At 62.9% G+C, this 22,670-nt stretch carries 23 protein-coding genes and 1 riboswitch; of the genes, 3 read left to right on the top strand and 20 right to left on the bottom strand.

What is annotated here, in order from left to right; translation table 11 throughout:
• Nucleotides 1–3: 3 nt before the first annotated feature.
• The 20 genes from AC1D1B_RS21275 to AC1D1B_RS21180 all read right to left on the bottom strand — a co-directional run bounded on the left by AC1D1B_RS21275 (nt 4) and on the right by AC1D1B_RS21180 (nt 19,391).
• Entirely contained in the window at nt 4–1,674 is a 1,671-nt protein-coding gene (locus AC1D1B_RS21275; protein ID WP_477334385.1) for a ribonuclease J, read from the bottom strand.
• Between the two features lie 33 nt (nt 1,675–1,707).
• On the bottom strand, nt 1,708–2,529 hold the full coding sequence (locus AC1D1B_RS21270; RefSeq protein ID WP_477334384.1) for a biotin--[acetyl-CoA-carboxylase] ligase: 822 nt from the start codon (nt 2,527–2,529) through the stop codon (nt 1,708–1,710).
• A gap of 4 nt (nt 2,530–2,533) precedes the next feature.
• Complete coding sequence (nuoN, locus tag AC1D1B_RS21265) at nt 2,534–3,970, bottom strand: NADH-quinone oxidoreductase subunit NuoN (RefSeq protein ID WP_477334383.1); 1,437 nt, start codon at nt 3,968–3,970, stop codon at nt 2,534–2,536.
• An 18-nt stretch (nt 3,971–3,988) separates the two neighbouring features.
• A complete protein-coding gene (locus tag AC1D1B_RS21260) occupies nt 3,989–5,497 on the bottom strand; it encodes an NADH-quinone oxidoreductase subunit M (protein WP_477334382.1) in 1,509 nt (502 codons plus the stop codon).
• Complete coding sequence (gene nuoL / locus AC1D1B_RS21255; protein ID WP_477334381.1) at nt 5,497–7,470, bottom strand: NADH-quinone oxidoreductase subunit L; 1,974 nt, start codon at nt 7,468–7,470, stop codon at nt 5,497–5,499. The genes AC1D1B_RS21260 and nuoL overlap by 1 nt, the downstream gene beginning before the upstream one ends.
• 10 nt (nt 7,471–7,480) lie before the next feature.
• The gene (gene nuoK, locus AC1D1B_RS21250; protein WP_023670810.1) at nt 7,481–7,789 is read right to left on the bottom strand and encodes an NADH-quinone oxidoreductase subunit NuoK; all 309 of its coding nucleotides are present in this window, start codon (nt 7,787–7,789) and stop codon (nt 7,481–7,483) included.
• A gap of 1 nt (nt 7,790) precedes the next feature.
• Nucleotides 7,791–8,411: an NADH-quinone oxidoreductase subunit J gene (locus AC1D1B_RS21245; protein WP_477334380.1), complete on the bottom strand. Its 621-nt coding sequence runs from the start codon at nt 8,409–8,411 to the stop codon at nt 7,791–7,793.
• A gap of 127 nt (nt 8,412–8,538) precedes the next feature.
• Nucleotides 8,539–9,030: an NADH-quinone oxidoreductase subunit NuoI gene (gene nuoI / locus AC1D1B_RS21240; protein ID WP_181055889.1), complete on the bottom strand. Its 492-nt coding sequence runs from the start codon at nt 9,028–9,030 to the stop codon at nt 8,539–8,541.
• Nucleotides 9,030–10,073: an NADH-quinone oxidoreductase subunit NuoH gene (nuoH, locus tag AC1D1B_RS21235; RefSeq protein WP_477334379.1), complete on the bottom strand. Its 1,044-nt coding sequence runs from the start codon at nt 10,071–10,073 to the stop codon at nt 9,030–9,032. The genes nuoI and nuoH overlap by 1 nt, the downstream gene beginning before the upstream one ends.
• 2 nt (nt 10,074–10,075) lie before the next feature.
• Nucleotides 10,076–12,157, bottom strand: a complete 2,082-nt coding sequence (gene nuoG / locus AC1D1B_RS21230) for an NADH-quinone oxidoreductase subunit NuoG (protein WP_477334378.1) — start codon at nt 12,155–12,157, stop codon at nt 10,076–10,078.
• Nucleotides 12,157–12,438 (bottom strand): pentapeptide repeat-containing protein, encoded by a 282-nt coding sequence (locus tag AC1D1B_RS21225; protein ID WP_477334377.1) that lies wholly within the window; start codon nt 12,436–12,438, stop codon nt 12,157–12,159. The genes nuoG and AC1D1B_RS21225 overlap by 1 nt, the downstream gene beginning before the upstream one ends.
• Before the next feature lie 9 nt (nt 12,439–12,447).
• Nucleotides 12,448–13,140: an NADH-ubiquinone dehydrogenase gene (locus tag AC1D1B_RS21220; RefSeq protein ID WP_477334376.1), complete on the bottom strand. Its 693-nt coding sequence runs from the start codon at nt 13,138–13,140 to the stop codon at nt 12,448–12,450.
• Between the two features lie 74 nt (nt 13,141–13,214).
• Nucleotides 13,215–14,519 carry an NADH-quinone oxidoreductase subunit NuoF gene (nuoF, locus tag AC1D1B_RS21215; RefSeq protein ID WP_477261523.1) on the bottom strand — a complete coding sequence of 435 codons (1,305 nt, stop codon included), beginning with the start codon at nt 14,517–14,519 and terminating at the stop codon, nt 13,215–13,217.
• 10 nt (nt 14,520–14,529) lie between these two features.
• Nucleotides 14,530–15,816: an NADH-quinone oxidoreductase subunit E gene (locus AC1D1B_RS21210; protein WP_477334375.1), complete on the bottom strand. Its 1,287-nt coding sequence runs from the start codon at nt 15,814–15,816 to the stop codon at nt 14,530–14,532.
• Nucleotides 15,817–15,838: 22 nt separating this feature from the next.
• A complete protein-coding gene (locus AC1D1B_RS21205) occupies nt 15,839–16,243 on the bottom strand; it encodes a hypothetical protein (RefSeq protein WP_477334374.1) in 405 nt (134 codons plus the stop codon).
• Complete coding sequence (locus tag AC1D1B_RS21200) at nt 16,240–16,647, bottom strand: hypothetical protein (RefSeq protein ID WP_477334373.1); 408 nt, start codon at nt 16,645–16,647, stop codon at nt 16,240–16,242. The genes AC1D1B_RS21205 and AC1D1B_RS21200 overlap by 4 nt, the downstream gene beginning before the upstream one ends.
• Nucleotides 16,644–17,834: an NADH-quinone oxidoreductase subunit D gene (locus AC1D1B_RS21195; protein ID WP_477334372.1), complete on the bottom strand. Its 1,191-nt coding sequence runs from the start codon at nt 17,832–17,834 to the stop codon at nt 16,644–16,646. Before AC1D1B_RS21195 ends, AC1D1B_RS21200 begins: the two co-directional genes overlap by 4 nt.
• Before the next feature lie 9 nt (nt 17,835–17,843).
• Nucleotides 17,844–18,449, bottom strand: a complete 606-nt coding sequence (locus AC1D1B_RS21190) for an NADH-quinone oxidoreductase subunit C (RefSeq protein WP_477334371.1) — start codon at nt 18,447–18,449, stop codon at nt 17,844–17,846.
• A gap of 4 nt (nt 18,450–18,453) precedes the next feature.
• A complete protein-coding gene (locus AC1D1B_RS21185) occupies nt 18,454–19,035 on the bottom strand; it encodes a NuoB/complex I 20 kDa subunit family protein (protein WP_023670824.1) in 582 nt (193 codons plus the stop codon).
• On the bottom strand, nt 19,026–19,391 hold the full coding sequence (locus tag AC1D1B_RS21180) for an NADH-quinone oxidoreductase subunit A (RefSeq protein ID WP_112394699.1): 366 nt from the start codon (nt 19,389–19,391) through the stop codon (nt 19,026–19,028). Before AC1D1B_RS21180 ends, AC1D1B_RS21185 begins: the two co-directional genes overlap by 10 nt.
• 333 nt (nt 19,392–19,724) lie before the next feature.
• Here AC1D1B_RS21180 and AC1D1B_RS21175 point away from each other — a divergent pair, with 333 nt between their 5' ends.
• The 3 genes from AC1D1B_RS21175 (at nt 19,725) to cobW (ending at nt 22,660) form a co-directional block, all read left to right on the top strand.
• Nucleotides 19,725–20,924: a winged helix-turn-helix domain-containing protein gene (locus AC1D1B_RS21175; RefSeq protein ID WP_477334370.1), complete on the top strand. Its 1,200-nt coding sequence runs from the start codon at nt 19,725–19,727 to the stop codon at nt 20,922–20,924.
• Between the two features lie 29 nt (nt 20,925–20,953).
• Nucleotides 20,954–21,157, top strand: a riboswitch (cobalamin riboswitch).
• 37 nt (nt 21,158–21,194) lie between these two features.
• A complete protein-coding gene (locus AC1D1B_RS21170; RefSeq protein ID WP_477334369.1) occupies nt 21,195–21,620 on the top strand; it encodes a DUF1636 family protein in 426 nt (141 codons plus the stop codon).
• Between the two features lie 2 nt (nt 21,621–21,622).
• Nucleotides 21,623–22,660, top strand: a complete 1,038-nt coding sequence (gene cobW, locus AC1D1B_RS21165) for a cobalamin biosynthesis protein CobW (protein ID WP_477334368.1) — start codon at nt 21,623–21,625, stop codon at nt 22,658–22,660.
• The last annotated feature ends 10 nt before the right edge of the window (nt 22,661–22,670 follow it).

The raw sequence follows: 22,670 nt of genomic DNA, 5'->3' as shown, positions 1-22,670 counted from the left end.
GCCCTATCTCGTGACGAACACTGTCACCAGCGGCTTCTTGCCCCAGGCTTCGTTGGCCGCACCCCGCACCGCGCGACGCACCGCTTCCTGCACCAGGTCGAGGTCCTTGCGGCGCTGGCGCGGGATCGAATCCACCGCACCAACCGCCGCGTCGAGCATCAGGTCTTCCATGTTCTCGCCACGGGCATCCGCCTCGGCGACGCCGATGGCGACCAGATCAGGATCGCCGGCGAGCTCATATTTGTCGTCGAGCACGACATTGACCGCGACATGGCCGGCAAAGGACAGCTTGCGCCGGTCGCGTATGCCCATCGCCTGGTCGGTGCCGATCAGGCGGCCATCCTTGTAGATGCGGCCGAACGGCACCTGGTCGATGATCGTGGCCGGACCGGGCGCCAGCCGCAGCATGTCGCCATCACGCACCTGCGCCACCTGGCCGATGCCGGAGGTCGACATCAGCGACCCCTGCGCCACCAGATGCGCGGCCTCGCCATGCACGGGAACGCCGATCTGCGGCCGCACCCACTCATACATCCTGCGCAATTCGCTGCGGCGCGGATGGCCGGAGACATGCACCAGCGCGTCGCCGTCCTCGATGATCTTGATGCCTAGATCGATGAGGCGGTTCTTGATCTCGAGGATCGCCTTCTCGTTGCCGGGAATGGTGCGCGAGGAAAACACCACCGTGTCGCCGGCCGTCAGCGACACCGACTTCATCTCGTCGCGTGACAGTTTTGCCAACGCCGCCAGCGCTTCGCCCTGGCTGCCGGTGCAGATGATGACCAGATTCTCGCGCGGTATGAAGCCGAAATCCTCCTCGGCGATGAATTCCGGCAGCCCGCCCATGTAGCCGAGTTCACCGGCAACATCGATGACCCGCTTCAGCGAGCGGCCGAGCACCAGGCACTGCCGGCCGGCATCGCGCGCCGCCCTGGCGATCGAGACGATGCGCCCGACATTGGAAGAGAAGGTGGTGACGGCGACGCGGCCGACGGCGCTCTGGATGACCCCCCTCAGGCCCTCGCCCACCGCCACTTCCGACGGCGATTCGCCTTCGCGCAGCGCATTGGTCGAATCGCAGACCAGCGCCAGCACGCCCTTGTCGCCATAGGCGCGGAAACGCGCCTCGTCGGTCTTGGGGCCAATCGTCGGCTCCGGATCTATCTTCCAGTCGCCGGTGTGGATGACGGTGCCGGCCGGCGATGTGATCGCCAGCGACATCGGCTCGGGAATGGAGTGCGCCACCGGAATGGCCTCGATTTCGAACGGACCGACGGTGAACTTGTCGCCTGCCCGGTAGATCGTCACCGGGATCTTTGGCGCACCCTGCTCGCCCTGGCGCTTTGCGTCCAGCAGGCCGGCGCTGAACGGCGTCATCCACACCGGCGCCTTCAGCTTCGGCCAGGTGTCGAGCAGCGCGCCGTAATGGTCTTCATGCGCATGGGTGATGATGATGCCGCGCAGGCCGGCGAGGTTCTCCTCGATGAAGCGCGTGTCGGGCAGGATCAGGTCGACGCCCGGATGCGCCGCATCGGGAAAGGTCACGCCGACATCGACGACGATCCATTCGCGCGCGCTGGGCGGCCCGTAGCCGTAAAGGGCGAAGTTCATGCCGATCTCGCCGACGCCGCCGAGCGGCACGAAGACGAGTTCGGCGTTTTGCGCTTTCGCCATCAATTTTCCCTTCCCGGCCCTTGCGGCCAGCCCCTAAACTTTTGCCGACGCGACCGCGCCGAAATGCACGTCGCCGGCGGCTACCGTCACGACCGACCCCTCATCATCGCGGATCACGAAACGGCAGTCCGCGTCAATGGTCTCGAAGGTACCGCGCACCACATTCCCGTCAATCCTGACAGCAACCTCGCCGCCAAGCCCCGCCGCGCGCGCCAGCCAGCGCCGCCTGATGGCGTCGAGCCCGCGTCCTTCATCCCACAGCCGGGCATTGTCGGTCCACGCATCCGACAGCGCCAAGAACAGCGTTTCGGCATCGCATGTCGCGCCAAGCGCCTGCAACGATGTCGCCGGATACGGCATATCAGTGGGATGCGCCACCACATTGACGCCGATGCCGACCGCCACCGCGAAACGGCCGCCGTCGAGAATGGCTGATTCCAGCAGGATGCCGGCCAGCTTGGCGCCGGAGGCCAGCACATCGTTCGGCCATTTCAGCTCGAAACGGTTATGTCCCTGGCTGGCGCCATCGAGGCCGACCGCGATCCTGCCTTTCGGCACCACGGCGTCGAGCGCATCGGCCAGCGACAGGCCGGCAACGAAACCGAGCGTCGCGGCAAGGCGAAGCTCACCGCCGGTGATGACGAGCAAGGTCGCTGCCAGATTGCCTTCGGGGGACACCCAGGCACGGCCACGCCGGCCGCGCCCGCTTTCCTGCTTTTTGGAAACGACCCACAATTTGCCGGGGTCACCTGCCTTTGCATGGTCCAGCGCCACCGTGTTGGTGGAGCCGATACTGTCATGGGCCTCAAGCCGGAACCCTTCCGTCTCAGAGGTTGGAGCCAGCCGAAATGCCATCCGGTCAGAAAAATGTCTTGGCGGCGGCTTCGGCATAGGTCGCGATCGGACCGCCGATCAGCACATAGAACAGCACGAAGGCGCCGGAGACGCCGAGCACGAGGCGCAGTTCGCTGGCCATCGGCACGAAGCCGCCGGCCGGTTCGTCGAACCACATGATCTTGATGATGCGCAGATAGTAATAAGCGCCCACAACCGAGGCCAGCACGCCGATGATCGCCAGCGCGTAGAGATTGGCGTTGATGGCGGCGAGGAAGACGTACCACTTCCCCCAGAAGCCGGCGAGCGGCGGGATGCCGGCCAAAGAGAACATCAGGATGGTCAGGATCGTCGCCATGATCGGGTTGGTCGAGGAGAGACCGGCGAGATCGCTGATCTGCTCGACATTGCCTTCCTTGCGCCGCATGGCGAGGATGAAGGCGAATGTGCCGAGCGTCATCACCAGATAGATCAGCATGTAGATGGCGACGCCACGCACACCGGCCTGGCTGTTGGCGGCAAGGCCGACCAGCGCATAGCCCATATGGCTGATCGAGGAGTAGGCCATCAGTCGCTTAATGTTGGTCTGGCCGATGGCCGCAAAGGCGCCGAGCGCCATCGAGGCGATCGAAATGAAGACGATGATCTGCTGCCAGTCGGAAGCGATCGGCTTGAAGGCGCCCATGGTGACGCGCACGATCAGCGCCATCGCCGCCATCTTGGGTGCAGCTGCCAGGAAGGCGGTGACCGGTGTCGGCGCGCCTTCATAAACGTCGGGCGTCCACATATGGAACGGCACCGCGGAGATCTTGAAGGCAAGGCCGGCCAGCACGAAAACCAGGCCGACGACGAGGCCAAGCTGGCGCTCGCCGCTGCCCAGCGCCGAGGCGATTTCCTGGAAGCCGACATTGCCGGTGTAGCCGTAGACGAGGCTGATGCCGTAGAGCAGCATGCCCGACGACAGCGCGCCGAGCACAAAGTACTTCAGGCCGGCTTCGGTCGAACGCAGATTGTCGCGGTTGATCGCCGCCAGCACGTAGATCGCCAGCGACTGCAATTCGAGGCCGAGATAGAGCCCGATCATGCCGTTGGCCGAGATCATCAGCATCATGCCGAGCGTGCAGAGCAGGATCAGCACGGGGTATTCGAACTTGTCGAAATGCTCCTGCTTGGCAAAGCGCATCGACATGACAAGCGTTACCGCCGAACCGACCAGCGACAGCACCTTCATGAAGCGGGAGAACGGATCCTGGATGAAGGCGTTGCCGTAGGCGCTGCCCAGCTCCGTGGAAAGGATCAGCCATAGGCCGGCGATCACCAGCACGGCGACGGCAAGGCCGGTCACCAGATTGACGGCGTTGGCACGCGAATAGGCGCCCACCATCAACAGCGCCAGCGCGCCGATGGCAAGGATCAGCTCCGGCGTCGAGAGCGAAAGGCTGGCGTAAAGGTCCGGCGTCATGGTTCGCAAAACCCTTGGTTAATTCGCCGCCGCGGTCTGCGCGGCGCCGATGGATGCGGTGACATTGGTGACGAGCGCCTTGACCGACTGGGCCGTGGCATCGAAGACGGGGGCGGGATAGACGCCAAAGAAGATGACCAGCACGACCAGCGGGTAGATGATCGCCTTCTCGCGCGTCGACAGGTCGAGCAGCCCCTTCAGGCTTTCCTTGGTCAGCGCGCCGAAGATCACCCGGCGGTAGAGCCAGAGCGCGTAGGCAGCCGACAGGATGACGCCGGTGGCGGCGAAGAACGCCACCCAGGTGTTGACCTTGAACACGCCAAGCATGGTCAGGAATTCGCCGACGAAGCCTGACGTGCCCGGCAGGCCGACATTGGCCATGGTGAAGACCATGAACACGGTGGCGTATTTCGGCATGTTGTTGACGAGGCCGCCATAGGCGTCGATCTCGCGCGTGTGCATGCGGTCATAGATGACGCCGACGCACAGGAACAGCGCGCCCGAGACCAGGCCGTGGCTGAGCATCTGGAAGATCGCGCCCTGCACGCCTTCCTGGTTCATGGCGAAGATGCCCATGGTGACGAAGCCCATATGGGCGACGGAGGAATAGGCGATCAGCTTCTTCATGTCCTCCTGCATCAGCGCCACCAGCGAGGTGTAGATGATGGCAACGACCGACAGCGTGAACACCAGCGGCGCGAACATTTCCGACGCCAGCGGGAACATCGGCAAGGAGAAACGCAGGAAGCCGTACCCGCCCATCTTCAGCAGGATGGCGGCCAGGATCACCGAGCCCGCCGTTGGCGCCTCGACGTGCGCGTCGGGCAGCCAGGTGTGCACCGGCCACATCGGCATCTTCACCGCGAAGGAGGCGAAGAAGGCCAGCCATAGCCATGTCTGCATGCTGGCCGGGAAATTGTGCGTCAACAGCGTCGGAATGTCGGTGGTGCCGGACTGGTAGAACATCGCCATGATGGCCAAGAGCATCAGCACCGAGCCGGCCAGCGTGTAGAGGAAGAACTTGAACGAGGCATAGACGCGTCTTTTGCCGCCCCAGACGCCGATGATGATGAACATCGGGATCAGGCCGGCCTCGAAGAAGACGTAGAACAGCACGATGTCGAGCGCGCAGAACACGCCGATCATCAGCGTTTCCAAAAGCAGGAAGGCGATCATGTAGGCCTTCACCCGCTTGTCGATCGCTTCCCACGACGCCAGGATGCAGAGCGGCATCAGGAATGTCGTCAGGATGACGAACAGCATCGAAATACCGTCGACACCCATATGGTAGGAAATGCCGGAGTCGAGCCAAGCGTATTTCTCGACGAACTGGAAGCCGGCCTGCGAATTGTCGAAGCCGGTCCAGATGAACAGCGAGACGACGAAGGTGAACGCCGTCGTCGAGAACGCGATGGCGCGGATGTTGCGACGCGCGTTCGGGCTGTCATCCCTGACGAACAGGATGAGCAGCACACCAACCAGCGGCAGGAAGGTGACCAGCGAGAGAAGGTTGGACCAGGCGGTCATCAGAGCATCATCCAGGTGACGAGTGCGGCAACGCCGATCAGCATGGCGAAGGCGTAGTGATAGAGGTAGCCGGTCTGCAGCTTGACGACGCGGTTGGTGACATCGACGACGCGCGCCGAAACGCCATCGGGGCCGAGGCCATCGATGATGGTGCCGTCGCCGGTCTTCCACAGGAAGTGACCAAGAGCCTTGGCCGGGCGCACGAACAGGACGTCGTAGAGCTCGTCGAAGTACCACTTGTTGAGCAGGAAGGCGTAGAGCAGGCGATGGTTGGCGGCGACACTCCGGGGCAATTCCGGCGAGCGGATGTAGAACTTCCAGGCGACGGCAAAGCCGATGACCATGGCGACGAACGGTGCCAGCTCGACCCACAGCGGCAGTTCGTGGATCTCGTGCAGGATGTGGTTGTCCGGCAGCGTGAACAGCGATGCCTTCCAGAACTCGGCGTAGCCTTCGCCGATGAACGAGTTGTGGAAGATCACACCGGCAAACAGCGCGCCGGCGGCCAGTATGAACAGCGGCACCAGCATCACCGGCGGCGATTCATGGACATGGTGCATGACGTCGTGGCTTGCCCGTGGCTCGCCGTGGAAGGTCATGAAGATCAGCCGCCAGGAGTAGAACGATGTGAAGCAGGCGGCGATGACCAGCAGGATGAAAGCGAGGCCGGCGACCGAATTGTGCCCGGCAAAGGCAGCCTCGATGATGGCATCCTTGGAGAAGAAGCCGGCGGTGCCGATGACGGTCACCGGAATGCCGACGCCGGTCAGCGCCAGCGTGCCGATCACCATCATCCAGTAGGTCTTCGGAATGAGCTTCCTCAGGCCGCCCATCTTGCGCATATCCTGTTCGTCGGAGACGGCATGGATGACCGAGCCGGAGCCGAGGAACAGCAGCGCCTTGAAGAAGGCATGCGTGAACAGGTGGAAGATAGCCGCACCGTAGGCGCCAAGGCCGAGCGCGACGAACATGTAGCCGAGCTGCGAACAGGTCGAATAGGCGATGACGCGCTTGATGTCGTTCTGGACCAGGCCGACTGTCGCCGCGAAGAAGGCGGTGAAGGCGCCGATGAAGGTGACCACTGTCAGCGCCGAATGCGACAGCTCGAACAGCGGTGACAGCCGTGCCAGCATGAACACGCCGGCCGTCACCATGGTCGCGGCATGGATGAGCGCCGAGACCGGCGTCGGGCCTTCCATGGCGTCCGGCAGCCAGGTGTGCAGCGGCACCTGCGCCGACTTGCCCATGGCGCCCATGAACAGCAGCAGGCAGACGATGGTCATGGCCGCCTGCTTGTCCAGCGCGTAGCCGAGGAAAGTAAGCACGGCAGCGCCTTGCGGCGCGCCTTCAGCCGGAATGAACGTCGCCGCATTGGCGAAGATGGTGCCGAGATTGACCGAGCCGAACAGCACGAAAACGCCGAAAATGCCGAGCGCGAAGCCGAAATCGCCGACGCGGTTCACGACGAAGGCCTTGATGGCGGCGGCATTGGCCGACGGCTTCTTGTACCAGAAGCCGATCAGCAGGTAGGAGGCGAGACCCACCCCTTCCCAGCCGAAGAACATCTGCACCAGATTGTCGGCCGTCACCAGCATCAGCATGGCGAAGGTGAACAGCGACAGATAGGCAAAGAAGCGCGGCCGGTTCGGGTCGTGGTGCATGTAGCCGATTGAATAGATGTGAACCAGCGCCGACACGGTGTTGACAACCACCAGCATCACCACGGTCAGCGTATCGATCCTGAGCGCCCAATTGGCGTCGAGCCCGCCGGACTGGATCCAGCGCAGCACCGGCACAGTGAACACTTCGCCTTCGCCGAAACCGACGGAGAAGAAGGCAACCCAGGACAGCACGGCCGAAATCACCAGGAAGCCGGAGGTGATGTATTCCGAGGCCTTGGCGCCGAGCGCATTGCCGAACAGGCCGACAATCAGGAAGCCGAGTAGCGGAAGGAAGACGATCGCTTGATACATGTTAGCCCCGTCAACCCTTCATCTGGTTCACGTCTTCGACCGCGATCGAGCCGCGGTTGCGGAAGAAGACGACGAGAATGGCAAGACCGATGGCCGCCTCGGCGGCGGCAACCGTCAGCACGAACAGGGCGAACACCTGTCCGACGAGATCGCCGAGCGCTGCCGAGAAGGCGACGAAATTGATGTTGACCGCCAAAAGGATCAGCTCGATCGACATCAGGATGACGATGATGTTGCGACGGTTCAGGAAGATGCCGAACACGCCAAGCGTGAACAGGATCGCCGATACGGTGAGGTAATGTGCGATGCCGACGACCATCTCAGAGCCCCTCGCCCGACTTGACTTTGCGGATTTCCATGCCCGTAGCCGGCGTGCGGCCAACCTGGGCCGCGATCGACTGCCGCTTGACGCCTTCCTTGTGGCGCAGCGTCAAGACGATGGCGCCGATCATGGCGACCAGCAGCACGAGGCCCGAAATCTGGAAGTAGTAGAGGTAGTCCGTATAGAGGATATCGCCGAGCGCGGCCGTATTCGTCCGCGCGGCGAGATCCGGGATGGGTTTCGAAACCGTCGAAGCCAGCTGCGGCGAGAATGTGTAGCCGCCGAGCACGATGATCAGCTCCGCCGCCAGGATCAGCCCGACCAGCGCGCCGATCGGCGCATATTGCAGCGCGCCCTCCTTCATCTCGGCGAAGTCGACATCGAGCATCATGACGACGAACAGGAACAGCACCATGACCGCGCCGACATAGACGACGAGCAGGATCATCGCCAGGAACTCGGCGCCGGTCAGCATGAACAGGCCGGCGGCATTGAAGAAGGTCAGGATCAGGAACAGCACGGAATGCACGGGGTTGCGCGCCGAAATGACCATGAAGGCCGACGCCACCGCGACAAAGGCGAAGAGGTAGAAAAAGGCCGCCTCTAGTCCACTCAGCATGGGTTCCCCCGGGTTCCTGTCCGAAACAGGACGCTCGTCCTGTTCGCTTGTGTTGCTTCGGTCCGCCTCCGGTGCCGAAGCCGCGTTGTCCTTAGACGAGGCCCCTCGCCCCGTCCATGCGTCAATATCAGCGGTAGGGCGAGTCCAGCGAGATGTTGCGCGCCAGTTCGCGCTCCCACCGGTCGCCATTCGCCAGCAGCCTGTCCTTGTCGTAGTAAAGCTCTTCGCGCGTCTCCGTCGCGAATTCGAAATTCGGCCCCTCGACGATGGCGTCGACCGGGCAGGCTTCCTGGCAGAAGCCGCAATAGATGCACTTCACCATGTCGATGTCGTAACGCACCGTGCGGCGCGTGCCGTCATTGCGGCGCGGGCCGGCTTCGATGGTGATCGCCTGCGCCGGGCAGATCGCTTCGCACAGCTTGCAGGCGATGCAGCGTTCCTCGCCATTGGGATAGCGGCGCAACGCATGCTCGCCCCGGAAGCGTGGGCTCACCGGCCCCTTTTCGTGCGGATAGTTGATCGTCTCCTTCGGCGCGAAGAACTGACGCATCGACAGGAAGAAGGCGCTGACGAAATCCTGCAGCAGCAGCGATTTTGCGGCTTGGCCAAGAGCGGACATCACGCAAACCCCGTGATCTTGAGGAAGGCCGCGGTGGCAACGACCATGAACAGCGAGATCGGCAGGAAGACCTTCCAGCCAAGGCGCATCAGCTGGTCGTAGCGGTAGCGCGGCACGAAGGCCTTCACCATCGAGAACATGAAGAACATCAGGCAGATCTTGAGCACGAACCAGATCACACCGGGCACCCAGGTGAAGGGCGCGAAGTCGAAGGGCGGCAGCCAGCCGCCGAGGAACAGGATGGTCGCCAAGGCGCACATCATCACCACGGCGACATATTCGCCGAGGAAGAACAAAAGGAACGGCGTCGAGGAGTATTCGACCATATGGCCGGCGACGAGTTCCGACTCGGCTTCCACCAGATCGAAGGGCGGGCGGTTGGTCTCGGCCAGCGCCGAGATGAAAAAGATGACGAACATCGGAAACAGCGCCAGCCAGTGCCAGTCGAGGAAGCTGTTGGGCAGGCCAAGCTTGGTACCCAGCCCGTCCTGCTGCGAAAGCACGATGTCGGACAGGTTGAGCGAACCGACGCAAAGCAGCACGGTGACGATGACGAAGCCGATCGAGACTTCGTAGGACACCATTTGCGCCGCCGAGCGCAGCGCACCGAGGAACGGGTATTTCGAGTTGGACGCCCAGCCGCCCATGATCACGCCATAGACCTCGAGCGAGGAGATGGCGAAGACATAGAGGATGCCGACATTGACGTTGGCGATCGCCCATCCTGCATTGACGGGAATGACCGCCCAGGCAGAGATCGCGAGCACTGCCGACACCAGCGGCGCCAGCAGGAAAACGCCTTTGTTGGCGCCGGACGGAATGACCGGCTCCTTGAAGACGAACTTCAACAGGTCGGCGAAGGCCTGCAGCGTGCCCCAGGGGCCGACGACGTTCGGGCCGCGGCGCAGCTGCACCGCCGCCCAGATCTTGCGGTCGGCATAAAGCAGATAGGCGACCGCGATCAGCAGGACAACGATGAGGAGCACCGACTGGGCCACAATCCAGAGCGCCGGCACCACATAGAAGGAGAAGAAAGTGTCCATGCTTATTCCGCCGCCTGCTTGAAGCCGCTCTTCGCCAGCGCCGAGCACTCAGCCATCACGGCCGACGCCCGCGCGATCGGGTTGGTCAGATAGAAATCCGTGACCGGCGAGGTGAAGGTGCCTTTGTTCAGCCGCCCGCCGAGCTTCGCCACCTTGGCGATGTCATCGGCATTGCCTGGCTCGACATGATCGATGCGGGCCAGATGCGGGTATTCGCCATAGAGTTTGGCGCGCAGCTGCTGCAGCGAATCGAAGGGTAGTTTCTTTCCGAGCACATCCGACAGCGCCCTCAAGATGGCCCAGTCCTCGCGTGCATCGCCCGGTGCGAAGCCGGCGCGGTTGGTCTGCTGCACGCGTCCCTCGGTGTTGACATAGGTGCCGGACTTTTCGGTGTAGGCAGCGCCCGGCAGGATGACATTGGCGCGATGCGCGCCGGCGTCGCCATGCGTGCCGATATAGACGACGAAAGCGCCGCCGGTCTTTGACATGTCGATCTCATCGGCGCCGAGCAGGAACAGCACGTCGCTCTCGCCCAGCATGCCGGCAACGTTCTTGCCGCCCTCACCCGGCACGAAGCCGACATCGAGGCCGCCGACACGGGCAGCCGCAGTGTGCAGCACGGCAAAGCCGTTCCAGTCGGCGCGGGCAGCGTTGACCGCGGCAGCGAGTTTCGCCGCCTGGCCGAGCACGGCTGCACCATCGGCGCGCGACAGCGCACCCTGGCCGACGATGATCAGCGGATGCGTCGCCTTCTTCAGCACCTGGAAGAACTTGCCATTGCCGTCGGCCAGATCCTTCAGCGATTCCGGACCGGCGCCGAGCTGCTCGTACTCATAGCGTGTGTCGCCGACCTCGCCGATGACGCCGACCGGCAGGTTGCCGATGCGCCAGCGCTTGCGGATGCGGGCGTTGAGCACCGAAGCCTCGAAGCGCGGGTTGGCGCCGATGATCAGCACCGCATCAGCCTGCTCGATGCCCTCGATGGTCGGGTTGAAGATATAGCTGGCGCGGCCGAGCGCCGGATCGAGTGCGGCGCCATCCTGGCGGCAATCGGTGTTTTTCGAGCCCAGCGAAGCCATGAGCTGCTTCAGCGCGTAGATTTCCTCGACGGCGGCCAGATCGCCGGCAACGGCGCCGATCTTCTCGGCCGCAGCCTTCGACATCGCGTCCTTGATCGCGGCAAAAGCTTCCGCCCAGCTGGCGGGCGCCAGTTTGCCGTCCTTGCGCACATAGGGGCGGTCGAGGCGCTGCGTGCGCAGGCCGTCCCAGATGAAGCGGGTCTTGTCGGAAATCCACTCCTCGTTCACCGCCTCGTTGACGCGCGGCAGGATGCGCATCACCTCGCGGCCGCGGCTATCGACGCGGATCGCCGAACCGACGGCGTCCATCACGTCGATGGATTCGGTCTTGGTCAGCTCCCACGGCCGCGCCTGGAAGGCGAAGGGTTTCGAGGTCAGCGCGCCGACCGGGCAGAGGTCGATGACATTGCCCTGCAGCTCCGAGGTCATGGCGCTTTCGAGATAGGTGGTGATCTCGGCATCCTCGCCGCGGCCGATCAGGCCAAGCTCGGAAATGCCGGCAACTTCGGTGGTGAAGCGGACGCAGCGCGTGCAGTGGATGCAGCGGTTCATCACCGTCTTCACCAGCGGGCCGATATACTTGTCTTCGACCGCGCGCTTGTTCTCGTGATAGCGCGAGGAATCGACACCGAAGGCCATCGCCTGGTCCTGCAGGTCGCACTCACCACCCTGATCGCAGATCGGGCAATCCAGCGGATGGTTGATCAGCAGGAACTCCATCACGCCTTCGCGGGCCTTCTTGACCATCGGCGTGTTGGTGAAGATTTCCGGCACCTCGCCATTCGGGCCCGGGCGCAGGTCGCGCACGCCCATGGCGCAGGAGGCCTGCGGCTTGGGCGGCCCGCCCTTCACCTCGATCAGGCACATGCGGCAATTGCCGGCGATCGACAGCCGCTCATGGAAGCAGAAGCGCGGCACTTCCGCGCCCGCGTCCTCGGCCGCCTGCAGCAGCGTGTAGTGGTCGGGTACAGTGATCTCTTTCCCGTCGACCTTGAGCTTTGCCATCAATTGCCCCCGGCGGTCTTCGCCGTCTCATATGCCTGAAACAGATCGCTCAGCCTGATGCCATTGATCATCATGCCGGCGACTTCAGCGTTTTCTATCTTCACGTTGCTCATATTCACATTGCTGAAAGACGCGTTCGAGAGGTTCGCGTCGTCCACCAGGGCTGCCGACAGGTTGACGTTGTGAAACTGCGTGTTCGCCAGGTTCACATCGTCAAATCTGGAGTTGCTGACGATGGCATTGCGCACATCGAGAACTTCGCTCCTGTCGTGAACCTCCATGCCTGCCCCCTACCTCTTCGCCTTGGCGGCCAGCGTCAGTGCCGCCGCCTGGCGGGTCCACTCGTCGCGGCCGATGCGGCCCTTGAGCGACAAATAATCCTCGACCCAGGCGATCTCCTCCGGAGTCCATGCGGCGATCTGGGCAAAGGTCCAGATGCCAAGGCCGTTCAGCACTTTTTCGAGCTTCGGCCCGACGCCCGTTATCGCCTTGAGATCCGACGGCTTGGACGGGCGCGCAATGGTCTTGGGCTGCCTGAAATCCTCCGGCATCAACCCGGTCGTCGCGTCTTCGGCGACCGGATCCGCCTTCTCAGGCTCGGCATCGACGGTGCGGGCGGCAATATCGGTCACGTCCTGCGCGAAATTTTGCGCCTCGGCGATCAGGGTTTTGGTCGCCGCGCGCGCCTTGGTGGCGGGGGCGGTCTCCGAATAACGCTCGGCGCGCTGCTCGTAATCGTCGATCATCGGCTGGAAAATCCGCTGCGAAGCCTCGGCGGCACCCGACCATGCGCCGAGCCACACGCCAAAGGCGTGGTTGGCAAGGCCGAGGCCCAGCGCTGACATGGCGGCGGCACCCGCGACAGGATGCGCGAGAAGGTTGACGGCGCTGGCCATCTCCTTCGGCATCATCCTGGTCAAATCCTGGTTCATCTTCTCAAGCTGGTCCAAATTGGGCATCAAAGGGTTCGAATACGGCGCCATAGATATCTCCTGGTCGTTTCTTCGTCTGCCCCGCCCCGATATGTCAGTCCCGGGCTTGCGCCCGTATTTCAAATCTATTCCGCCGCCACCATCACCGGTTCGGCCCGGTGCGCGTTGCGCGAAAACTCGTCGATGCGCCGCTCCACCTCGCCGCGGAAATGCCGCATCAGGCCCTGGATCGGCCATGCCGCGGCGTCGCCCAGCGCGCAGATCGTATGGCCTTCCACCTGCTTGGTGACGTCGAGCAGCATGTCGATCTCGCGCTTCTGCGCCTCGCCGCGCACCAGCCGCTCCATCACCCGCCACATCCAGCCGGTGCCTTCGCGGCACGGCGTGCACTGGCCGCAGCTCTCGTGCTTGTAGAAATAGGACAGCCTGGCAATCGCCTTCACGATATCGGTCGACTTGTCCATGACGATGACAGCCGCCGTGCCGAGACCGGATTTGAGATCGCGCAGTGCGTCGAAATCCATCGGCGCATCGATGATCTGCTCGGCCGGCACCAATGGCACCGAAGCGCCGCCCGGAATGACCGCAAGCAGATTGTCCCAGCCGCCGCGAATGCCGCCGCAATGCGTCTCGATCAGCTCGCGGAACGGGATCGACATCGCCTCTTCGACGGTGCACGGATTGTTGACGTGGCCGGAGATGCAAAACAGCTTGGTGCCGACATTGTTGGGTCGGCCGAAGGACGAGAACCAGGCAGCACCCCGGCGCAAAATAGTCGGCGCCACCGCGATCGACTCGACATTGTTGACCGTTGTCGGACATCCGTACAAGCCGACATTGGCCGGGAATGGCGGCTTCAGCCTGGGCTGGCCCTTCTTGCCTTCGAGGCTTTCGAGCAGTGCGGTTTCCTCGCCGCAGATGTAGGCCCCGGCGCCGTGATGCATGTAGATGTCGAAATCGTAGCCGGACGTGTTGTTCTTGCCGATCAGCTTGGCCTCATAGGCTTCGTCGATGGCGCGCTGCAGCGCCTCGCGCTCGCGGATGAACTCGCCGCGAACATAGATGTAGGCGGCGACCGCGCCCATGGCGAAGCCGGCAATGAACGAGCCCTCGACCAGCGTGTGCGGATCGTTGCGAAGGATGTCGCGGTCTTTACAGGTGCCGGGCTCGGATTCGTCAGCGTTGACAACGAGATAGCTCGGCCGGCCATCGCTCTGCTTGGGCATGAACGACCATTTCAGCCCGGTCGGGAAGCCGGCGCCGCCACGGCCGCGCAGGCCGGACGCCTTCATCTCGTTGACGATCCACTCGCGCCCCTTGGCGATGATGCCGGGCGTGTTGTCCCAGGCGCCGCGCGCCATCGCGCCGGCCAGCGACTTGTCGAAGAGGCCGTAGATGTTGTTGAAGATGCGGTCTTTATCCTGAAGCATTTTTCGTCCCTCAGACCGGCTTCTTGCCGAAGACGCGGATGTATTCGGCGACACCGCCCTTGGCGAGCGCCTTGGCTTGGCCGACCCAGTCGTCGCGGTCGATTCGGCCATGGAAGGCGAGATAGCCGTCCACCCAGTCGCGCTCGGCCTTCTTCCACGAAGCGACCTGCGCGAAGGTGAAGATGCCCAGCGTGTGCAGGATGCCTTCGATCTTCGGGCCGACGCCCGAGATCAGCTTGAGATCGTCGACCGCAGCCGGCCTGTCGATGCCGGCCGGACGGTTCTTGTCCTCGAGCGACGGTTTTGCCGGCTTGGCGGCTGGAATCTTGACTTCCGGCGCCTTGAAGGCAGTCGCCGGCTCGGCTTTGTTCCTGGGGCCGCTACGCTGTTTCGAGACCTCCTCGACTTCCGGCGCAGCCAGATTGGCATTGGCAGCCGAATGCAGCGGTGCGGCAACGCTCGCTGCTTTTTCCACCTCGGGCGCGACCTTGACCGGCGATGGCGACTTTAGAGCCGGACTGGTCTCTGGAGCATCGGTCTTTGGCTTGCCGGCCTTGGACGGCGCAACCGGCGCTGCGGCCGGCGCCTGCGAAACCGTAGCGGCCGGCGCAACTGCGGCTGGCGCCGCCTGGGCAGCCTTGGTCGCCGCCTTGGCTTCCTTGTCGCGCGTCGCCTTGAGGATGGCCTTTTCGCTCTTCAGCGTCGTCAGACCGGGGGCCGGCTCTGAGCCGGTGCGGCCATTCTGCGGTCCCGTTGGAACCGTGGCACCCTTGCCAGCATCATAGAGATCGATGATTTCAGCCAGCCGTTCCGGCGTCAGATCCTCGAACGTGTCCTTGAACACCATGACCATCGGCGCGTTGACGCAGGCGCCGAGGCATTCGACCTCTTCCCACGACAGCGTGCCCTTGTCGTTGGTGTGGAACTGGTCGTGATGGATTTTGGAGCGGCACACATCCATCAGCGCTTCCGAGCCGCGCAGCATGCAGGGCGTGGTGCCGCAGACCTGGATATGCGCACGCGTACCAACCGGGTTCAGCTGGTACTGCGTGTAGAAGGTCGCGACCTCAAGCCCGCGGATGCGCGGCATGCCGAGCATGTCCGAAATCGTCTCGATCGCCGCCTTGGTGACCCAGCCTTCCTGCTCCTGCGCGATCATCAGCAAGGGAATGATTGCCGACTGCTCGCGGCCCTTGGGATATTTCTTGATCCATTGCTTGGCCACCGCCGCATTCGCCCGGTTGAAGGCGAAGGAGGCTGGCTGGACGCTGGCTTCTGCGAGACGGCGGACTGACATGGAGTTTCGCTTTTTATGTTTCTTACTGAGCTGATTGATAGGCGCGGTAGCAGTCCTCGGCCTGCCCCAATACGCATACGAACTCTTCATTCCCACGCTTTAGGCGGACAAACTCATCGTAACGGTCATTCCACCAGATACTTCCGCAGCGAGGCCGCAGCTGGCTAGGCACTTCAGCAACGAATATCTCATTTCGCTCGCAAGCTTCGCGCGGCGGACCGAGAACAAATATCCCATCGTCCAAGAGCCGATAGCCACCAATTTCACGTACCGTCAACAGATCGCCTTCGGCGACGAGCTCGAACCCTTCTCTGAGAAGATCGCTGGACGAAAGTCCGCGAGCGGCCGCTGCAGATGTCACTTCCGCAGAAGCGGCAAGACATGCCACTGCGAGAAACGCCTTTGATGACCGGCCCATACTCATCATCTTGCGGCGGCCTCCTTGCAGACCTTCGCCGTTCCGTCAAAACACTGGAATGTCGGCGAATTTGTCATGACAGGCGGGCAGACGCCGGACTGACCAACCAAGCGGGTAACAAGCCGCTGCAGCCCCGTTTTGCTGCTAGCGGCCTCCGATATTTCCGCCTTAGAGAAATTCGCACCAACCGGCGCAACGACGCCGCACTCGCATGTATCTCTCTTGAAATAGAACGCATCGACATCAGCAGATGCAGCTGTCGCACTTTCTTGCATACCAAGCGTGACATAGCTCAATTTGAAGTGCTGCTTCACAAGATCGGAAGCACTGACGGCTGCCTTGCACTCGAATGCATATGCGGGGTGCAGCGCGACAGCAGTAAAGATTAATACTGGACCCAAAAAGCGTATCACCGATCGACCTCACCAAAGACGATATCGAGTGAACCCAACACGGCGGTGACGTCGGCCAGCATGTGGCCGCGGCAGAGAAAATCCATGGCTTGCAGATGCGCGAAGCCGGGTGCGCGCAGCTTGCAGCGGTACGGCTTGTTGGAGCCGTCGGAGACGAGATAGACGCCGAACTCGCCCTTCGGCGCCTCGACGGCGGCATAGACCTCGCCGGCCGGCACGCGATAGCCTTCGGTGTAGAGCTTGAAGTGGTGGATCAGCGCTTCCATCGAGCGCTTCATCGCCTGACGCTTCGGCGGCACCACCTTGCCGTCGAGGTTTGACACCGGGCCGGTGCTTTCCTTGCCGAGCAAAAGGTCGACGCACTGGCGCATGATCTTGGCCGATTGACGCATCTCTTCCATGCGCACGAGATAACGGTCATAGCAGTCACCGTTCTTGCCGATCGGGATATCGAAATCCATCTCGGAATAGCATTCATAGGGCTGCGACTTACGCAGGTCCCATGCGGCACCCGAGCCGCGCACCATGACGCCGGAAAAGCCCCAGGCCCAGGCGTCGGCCAGCGACACCGTGCCGATATCGACATTGCGCTGCTTGAAGATGCGGTTGCCGGTGAGCAGTCTGTCGAGATCGTCGAGCGACTTCAGGAACGGGTCGATCCACTTGCCGATGTCTTCGACCAGTTTTTGCGGCAGGTCCTGGTGCACGCCGCCGGGACGGAAATAGGCCGCATGCATGCGCGAGCCCGAGGCCCGTTCGTAAAACACCATCAGCTTTTCACGTTCGACGAAGCCCCACAGCGGCGGCGTCAGCGCGCCGATATCAAGCGCCTGCGTCGTCACATTGAGGATGTGCGACATGATGCGGCCGATCTCGCAATAGAGCACGCGGATCAGCTGGCCGCGCTTCGGCACCTCGATGCCGAGCAGCCGCTCGGCGGCAAGCGCAAAAGCATGCTCCTGGTTCATCGGCGCGCAATAGTCGAGCCGGTCGAGATAGGGCACCGCCTGCAGATAGGTCTTGTGCTCGATCAACTTTTCGGTGCCGCGATGCAGCAAGCCGATATGCGGATCGACGCGGTCGACCACTTCGCCGTCCAACTCAAGCACCAACCTCAAAACACCATGCGCGGCAGGGTGTTGAGGTCCAAAGTTGATGTTAAAATTGCGGACGGAGGTTTCGGCCATTCTGGCGCCTCAATTCGTCTTGGCTTTTTCATCGCCCGGCAGGACGTAATCCGTCCCTTCCCATGGCGAGAGAAAATCGAAATTGCGGAATTCCTGCTTGAGCTCGACCGGCTCGTAGATGACGCGCTTGGCTTCGTCGTCGTAGCGGACTTCGACGAAACCGGTCAGCGGGAAGTCCTTGCGCAGCGGGTGGCCCTCGAAACCGTAATCGGTGAGGATGCGGCGCAGGTCGGGATGACCTGAGAACAGCACGCCATAGAGATCGTAGGTTTCGCGCTCGAACCAGTCGGCGCCGGGATAAACAGCGGTGAGCGACGGCACCAGCGTCTCTTCGTCGGCCTGCACCTTGATGCGGATGCGCAAATTCCGCTTCGGCGACAACAGATGATAGACGACGTCGAAGCGCTTGGCCCGCGACGGATAGTCAGCGCCGCAGACATCGATGATCGAGATGAACTGGCAGCCCGCATCGTCGCGCAGGAAGGTCGCCACGTCGATCAGGTCGCCGGGTTCGACGGAAATGCCGAGCTCGCCATAGGCCAGCACGGCGTCTTTGACACGGCCCGGCAGCTTTTCGCCGAGATAGGTCGACAGTTCGCTCAGGGATGCAGCCATGGGTCTACCGTTCGATCGTGCCGGTGCGGCGGATTTTCTTCTGCAACAGAAGAATGCCGTAGAGCAGCGCTTCGGCGCTCGGCGGGCAGCCGGGCACATAGATGTCGACCGGCACGATGCGGTCGCAGCCGCGCACCACCGAATAGGAATAGTGGTAATAGCCGCCGCCATTGGCGCACGAGCCCATCGAGATGACGTAGCGCGGCTCCGGCATCTGGTCGTAGACCTTGCGCAAAGCCGGCGCCATCTTGTTGGTCAGCGTTCCGGCGACGATCATGATGTCGGACTGGCGCGGAGACGCACGCGGCGCAACACCGAAACGCTCCGAATCGTAGCGCGGCATCGAGGTGTGGATCATCTCGACGGCGCAGCAGGCCAGACCGAAGGTCATGAACATCAGCGAACCGCTGCGTGCCCAGGTGATCAGCGCCTCGGTCGAGGTGACCAGAAAGCCCTTGTCGGCGAGTTCGTTGTTGATCTCGAGGAAGAACGGATCGTCAGAACCGACCGGACGACCGGTATTGGGGTCGATCAGGCCCTTGGGCTTAGGCGCGACGAGCGTACCGGAACTGTCGTTCAATCCCATTCCAGCGCTCCTTTTTTCCATTCATAGGCAAAGCCGATGGTCAGCACCGCCAAAAACACCATCATCGACCAGAAACCGAGCATGCCGATCTTCGAGAACGACACCGCCCAGGGAAACAGGAAGGCCACTTCCAGATCGAAGATGATGAACAGGATCGACACCAGATAGAAGCGGATGTCGAATTTCATGCGGGCATCGTCGAAAGAGTTGAAGCCGCACTCATAGGCGGAAAGCTTTTCCGGATCGGGATTGCGGTAAGCCACCAGGAACGGCGCGATGATAAGCGCCAGGCCGACGACCGCCGCCACGGCGATGAAGAGAACGATGGGCAGGTACGAACTGAGCAATGCGTTCATGCTGCGGCTTTCCGTTGGCGGCCAATCCACTTTGATTACAGCAACCAATCCTAATGCGGAAGCGTGACAGTTTAACCGCTGAACCGTTTTAGGTGCCTATGCTGCAACGCGGCGAGGGTTAGCGCAGGGCTTTCGGCGAAGCAAGTCAAACCTTGTTCAAAACGCAGTGCTGGACGGCAGGTCGGGAAAAACTGGTCCGATCCGCTCCTGTTTGATTTCCTTCACATTTTACTCCACTTTTGTCTCCTGACATGTCTCCCGCCACAAGCCTGCTAGCATCGCCGGAATCACCGGCTAAAAATACGGCAACAGGACCAGGGCAAAGGCATCTTGATGAAGGACAAAATATCGCTCGCCATGGCCAGGCGGATCGCCCTTGGCGCGCAGGGTTTTACCGACCCGCGGCCGGGCGGCACACCGGACCGCCGCCACTTCGCCCGGGTGCTTTCGCGCACCGGCCTGCTGCAGATCGATTCCGTCAGCGCCGTGGTGCGCGCTCACTATATGCCGCTCTACTCCCGCCTTGGTCCCTACCCGTTCGCTTTGCTCGACAATGCCGCCGTCACCCGCAAGCGCACCGTGTTCGAATACTGGGCGCATGAGGCCTCCTTCCTGCCCGTCGAGACCTGGCCGCTGATGCGCTGGCGCATGCAGCGCGCCGAGAGCGGCGATGAGATGTATCTGGGCCTCGCCAAATGGGGCCGCGAGCACGCCGCCTATATCGAGGAGATCTACCGCGCAGTGGCCGAGCGTGGCCCGATCGCCGCTTCCGCGCTGGAAGGCCAGAAGGGCTCGGGCGGCTGGTGGGGCTGGAGCCACGCCAAGCATGCCTTCGAATGGCTGTTCTGGGCCGGCCGCATCACCACGGCGCACCGGCGCGGCTTCGAGCGCTTCTACGACCTGCCCGAGCGCGTGCTGCCGCAGGCGATCCTCGATCTGCCGGTGCCGGCCGCCGAGGACGCGCACCGCGAATTGCTGCGCATTTCCGCCCGCGCCCATGGCATCGCGACGTCAGGTGACTTGCGCGACTATTTCCGCCTGTCGCCGGCCGACATGAAGGGCCGGCTGGAGGAACTGGTCGAGTCGGGCGAGCTTTTGCCGGTGCGCGTCGAAGGCTGGGACAAGCCGGCTTACCTCCATAAGGACGCCCGTCTTCCGCGAAAAATCGAAGCCCGCGCCCTGCTGGCGCCGTTCGATCCCGTCGTCTTCGAGCGGTCGCGCAGCGAGCGGCTGTTCGATTTCCATTACCGCATCGAGATCTACACTCCGGCCGACAAGCGTCAGTATGGCTACTACGTCCTGCCCTTCCTGCTCGGCGACCGGATCGTGGGGCGCGTTGACCTCAAGGCCGACCGCCCCGCCAGTGTGCTGCGCGTCCATGCCGCCTATGCCGAGCCCGGCGCCCCGCCTGAGACCGCCGCTCAACTCTTCGAGGAATTGAAGCAGATGCAGGGCTGGCTTGGCCTCGAACGCATCGAAGTGATGCCGGCCGGCGATTTGGGACAGCCTTTGGCCGACATTGCCATGTCGTAGCCGTGCGTTGACTTCCCCTACCCGAACCGCCTAAATCCGCTCCAGACGGTCCCCTGCCCGCAACGGCAAGGGCCAAGAGGGAATGCGGTGCGGGAAAAAATCCCAAATCCGCGGCTGTCCCCGCAACTGTAAGCGAAGAGCCAAGGCCGAATGCCACTGGGTGACACCGGGAAGGCGGCTAACCAAGGCGATGACTCGCGAGCCAGGAGACCTGCCGTCTGAAGAAAGAATCCGATCGCCCGGCGGGTTTCCGGGCAAGGAGCCCGGTTTTTGGACCAGAACAGCAGTTTTTCGGCTGGCACAGCGGACAATGCGTCCGGGGATAACGACGTCCTGGCCGGCGTGACCGTCATCGTCTGCGCCTCGTGCCGCGATGAAACGGGCTCCGACGCCCATCCGCGCGCCGGCGAATTGCTGGCTGAGGACACGCGCCGCGCCGCTGCCGGCGATATCCGGGTCCGCACCGCCGAATGTCTCGGCAATTGCAAGCGCCGTCTGAGCGCCGCGATCCTGCGCGATGGCTGCTGGAGCTATGTCTTCGGCGACCTGACCCCAACCAGCGGCGCCGATCTCGTCACCGGCGCCAAACTCTTCGCCACCTCGACCGACGGCCTCATTCCCTGGCGCGGCCGCCCCGATAGCCTCAAGCGCGGCCTCGTTGCCCGCATCCCGCCCCTCGACATGCTGAAGGACTGACCATGACTGCATCTGTATCCCGTGTACCCTGCACCGTCGTCACCGGCTTCCTCGGCGCCGGCAAGACGACGCTGGTCCGCCATCTCCTGGAAAACGCCGGCGGCAAGCGCATTGCCATCATCGTCAACGAGTTCGGCGACATCGGCATTGACGGGGAAATCCTGAAAGGCTGCGGCATCGACACCTGCCCCGAGGAAAACATCGTCGAACTGGCCAATGGCTGCATCTGCTGCACAGTCGCCGACGATTTCGTACCCGCTCTCGACAAGATCCTGGCCCTGACGCCCAGGGTCGACCACATCCTGATCGAGACCTCGGGCCTCGCGCTGCCCAAGCCGCTGGTCCAGGCGTTCCAGTGGCCGAGCGTGAAAAGCCGGGTGACCGTCGATGGCGTTATCGCCGTGGTCGACGGGCCGGCGCTGGCCGAAGGCCGCGTCGCCAACGACATGGACGCCTTGCAGGCACAGCGCGCTCAGGACGAGACGCTCGACCACGACGATCCCGTCGAAGAAGTCTTCGAGGACCAGATCGCCTGCGCCGACCTGATCATCCTGTCGAAAAGCGACCTGATGGATTCAGCCGGTTCGGCCCGCGCCAATGCCATCATCAATGAGCACTCAGCCCGCGCCGTGAAGATCGTGCCGACGGCGCATGGCAAGGTCGATCCTTCCGTTCTGCTCGGCCTCGGCCTCGCCGTCGAGGACGACATCGAGAACCGCAAGTCGCATCATGACGGCGCCTTCGACCACGAGCACGACGACTTCGACACCTTCATCGTCGACATCCCCTCGATCGCCAATCCGGACGAACTGGCGAAGCGCGTCGCCACCGTCGCCGAAGAAGAGAATGTGTTGCGTGTGAAGGGCTTCGTCGATGTCGGTGGCAAGCCGATGCGGCTTTTGCTGCAGGCCGTCGGCCCGCGCGTCAACCATTACTATGACCGCGCCTGGACGGCCGGGGACGACCGCCGCTCGCGCCTGGTCGTCATCGGACTGAAGGGACTGAACCGCCCGGCGATCGAGCGTATACTCGCTGGCTGAGGCAAAACAC

It is taken from the genome of Mesorhizobium sp. P2_C5_2 (assembly GCF_056404535.1).
The sequence above is the reverse complement of the archived record's forward strand: the minus strand, read 5'-3'. Positions and strand labels throughout refer to the sequence as shown.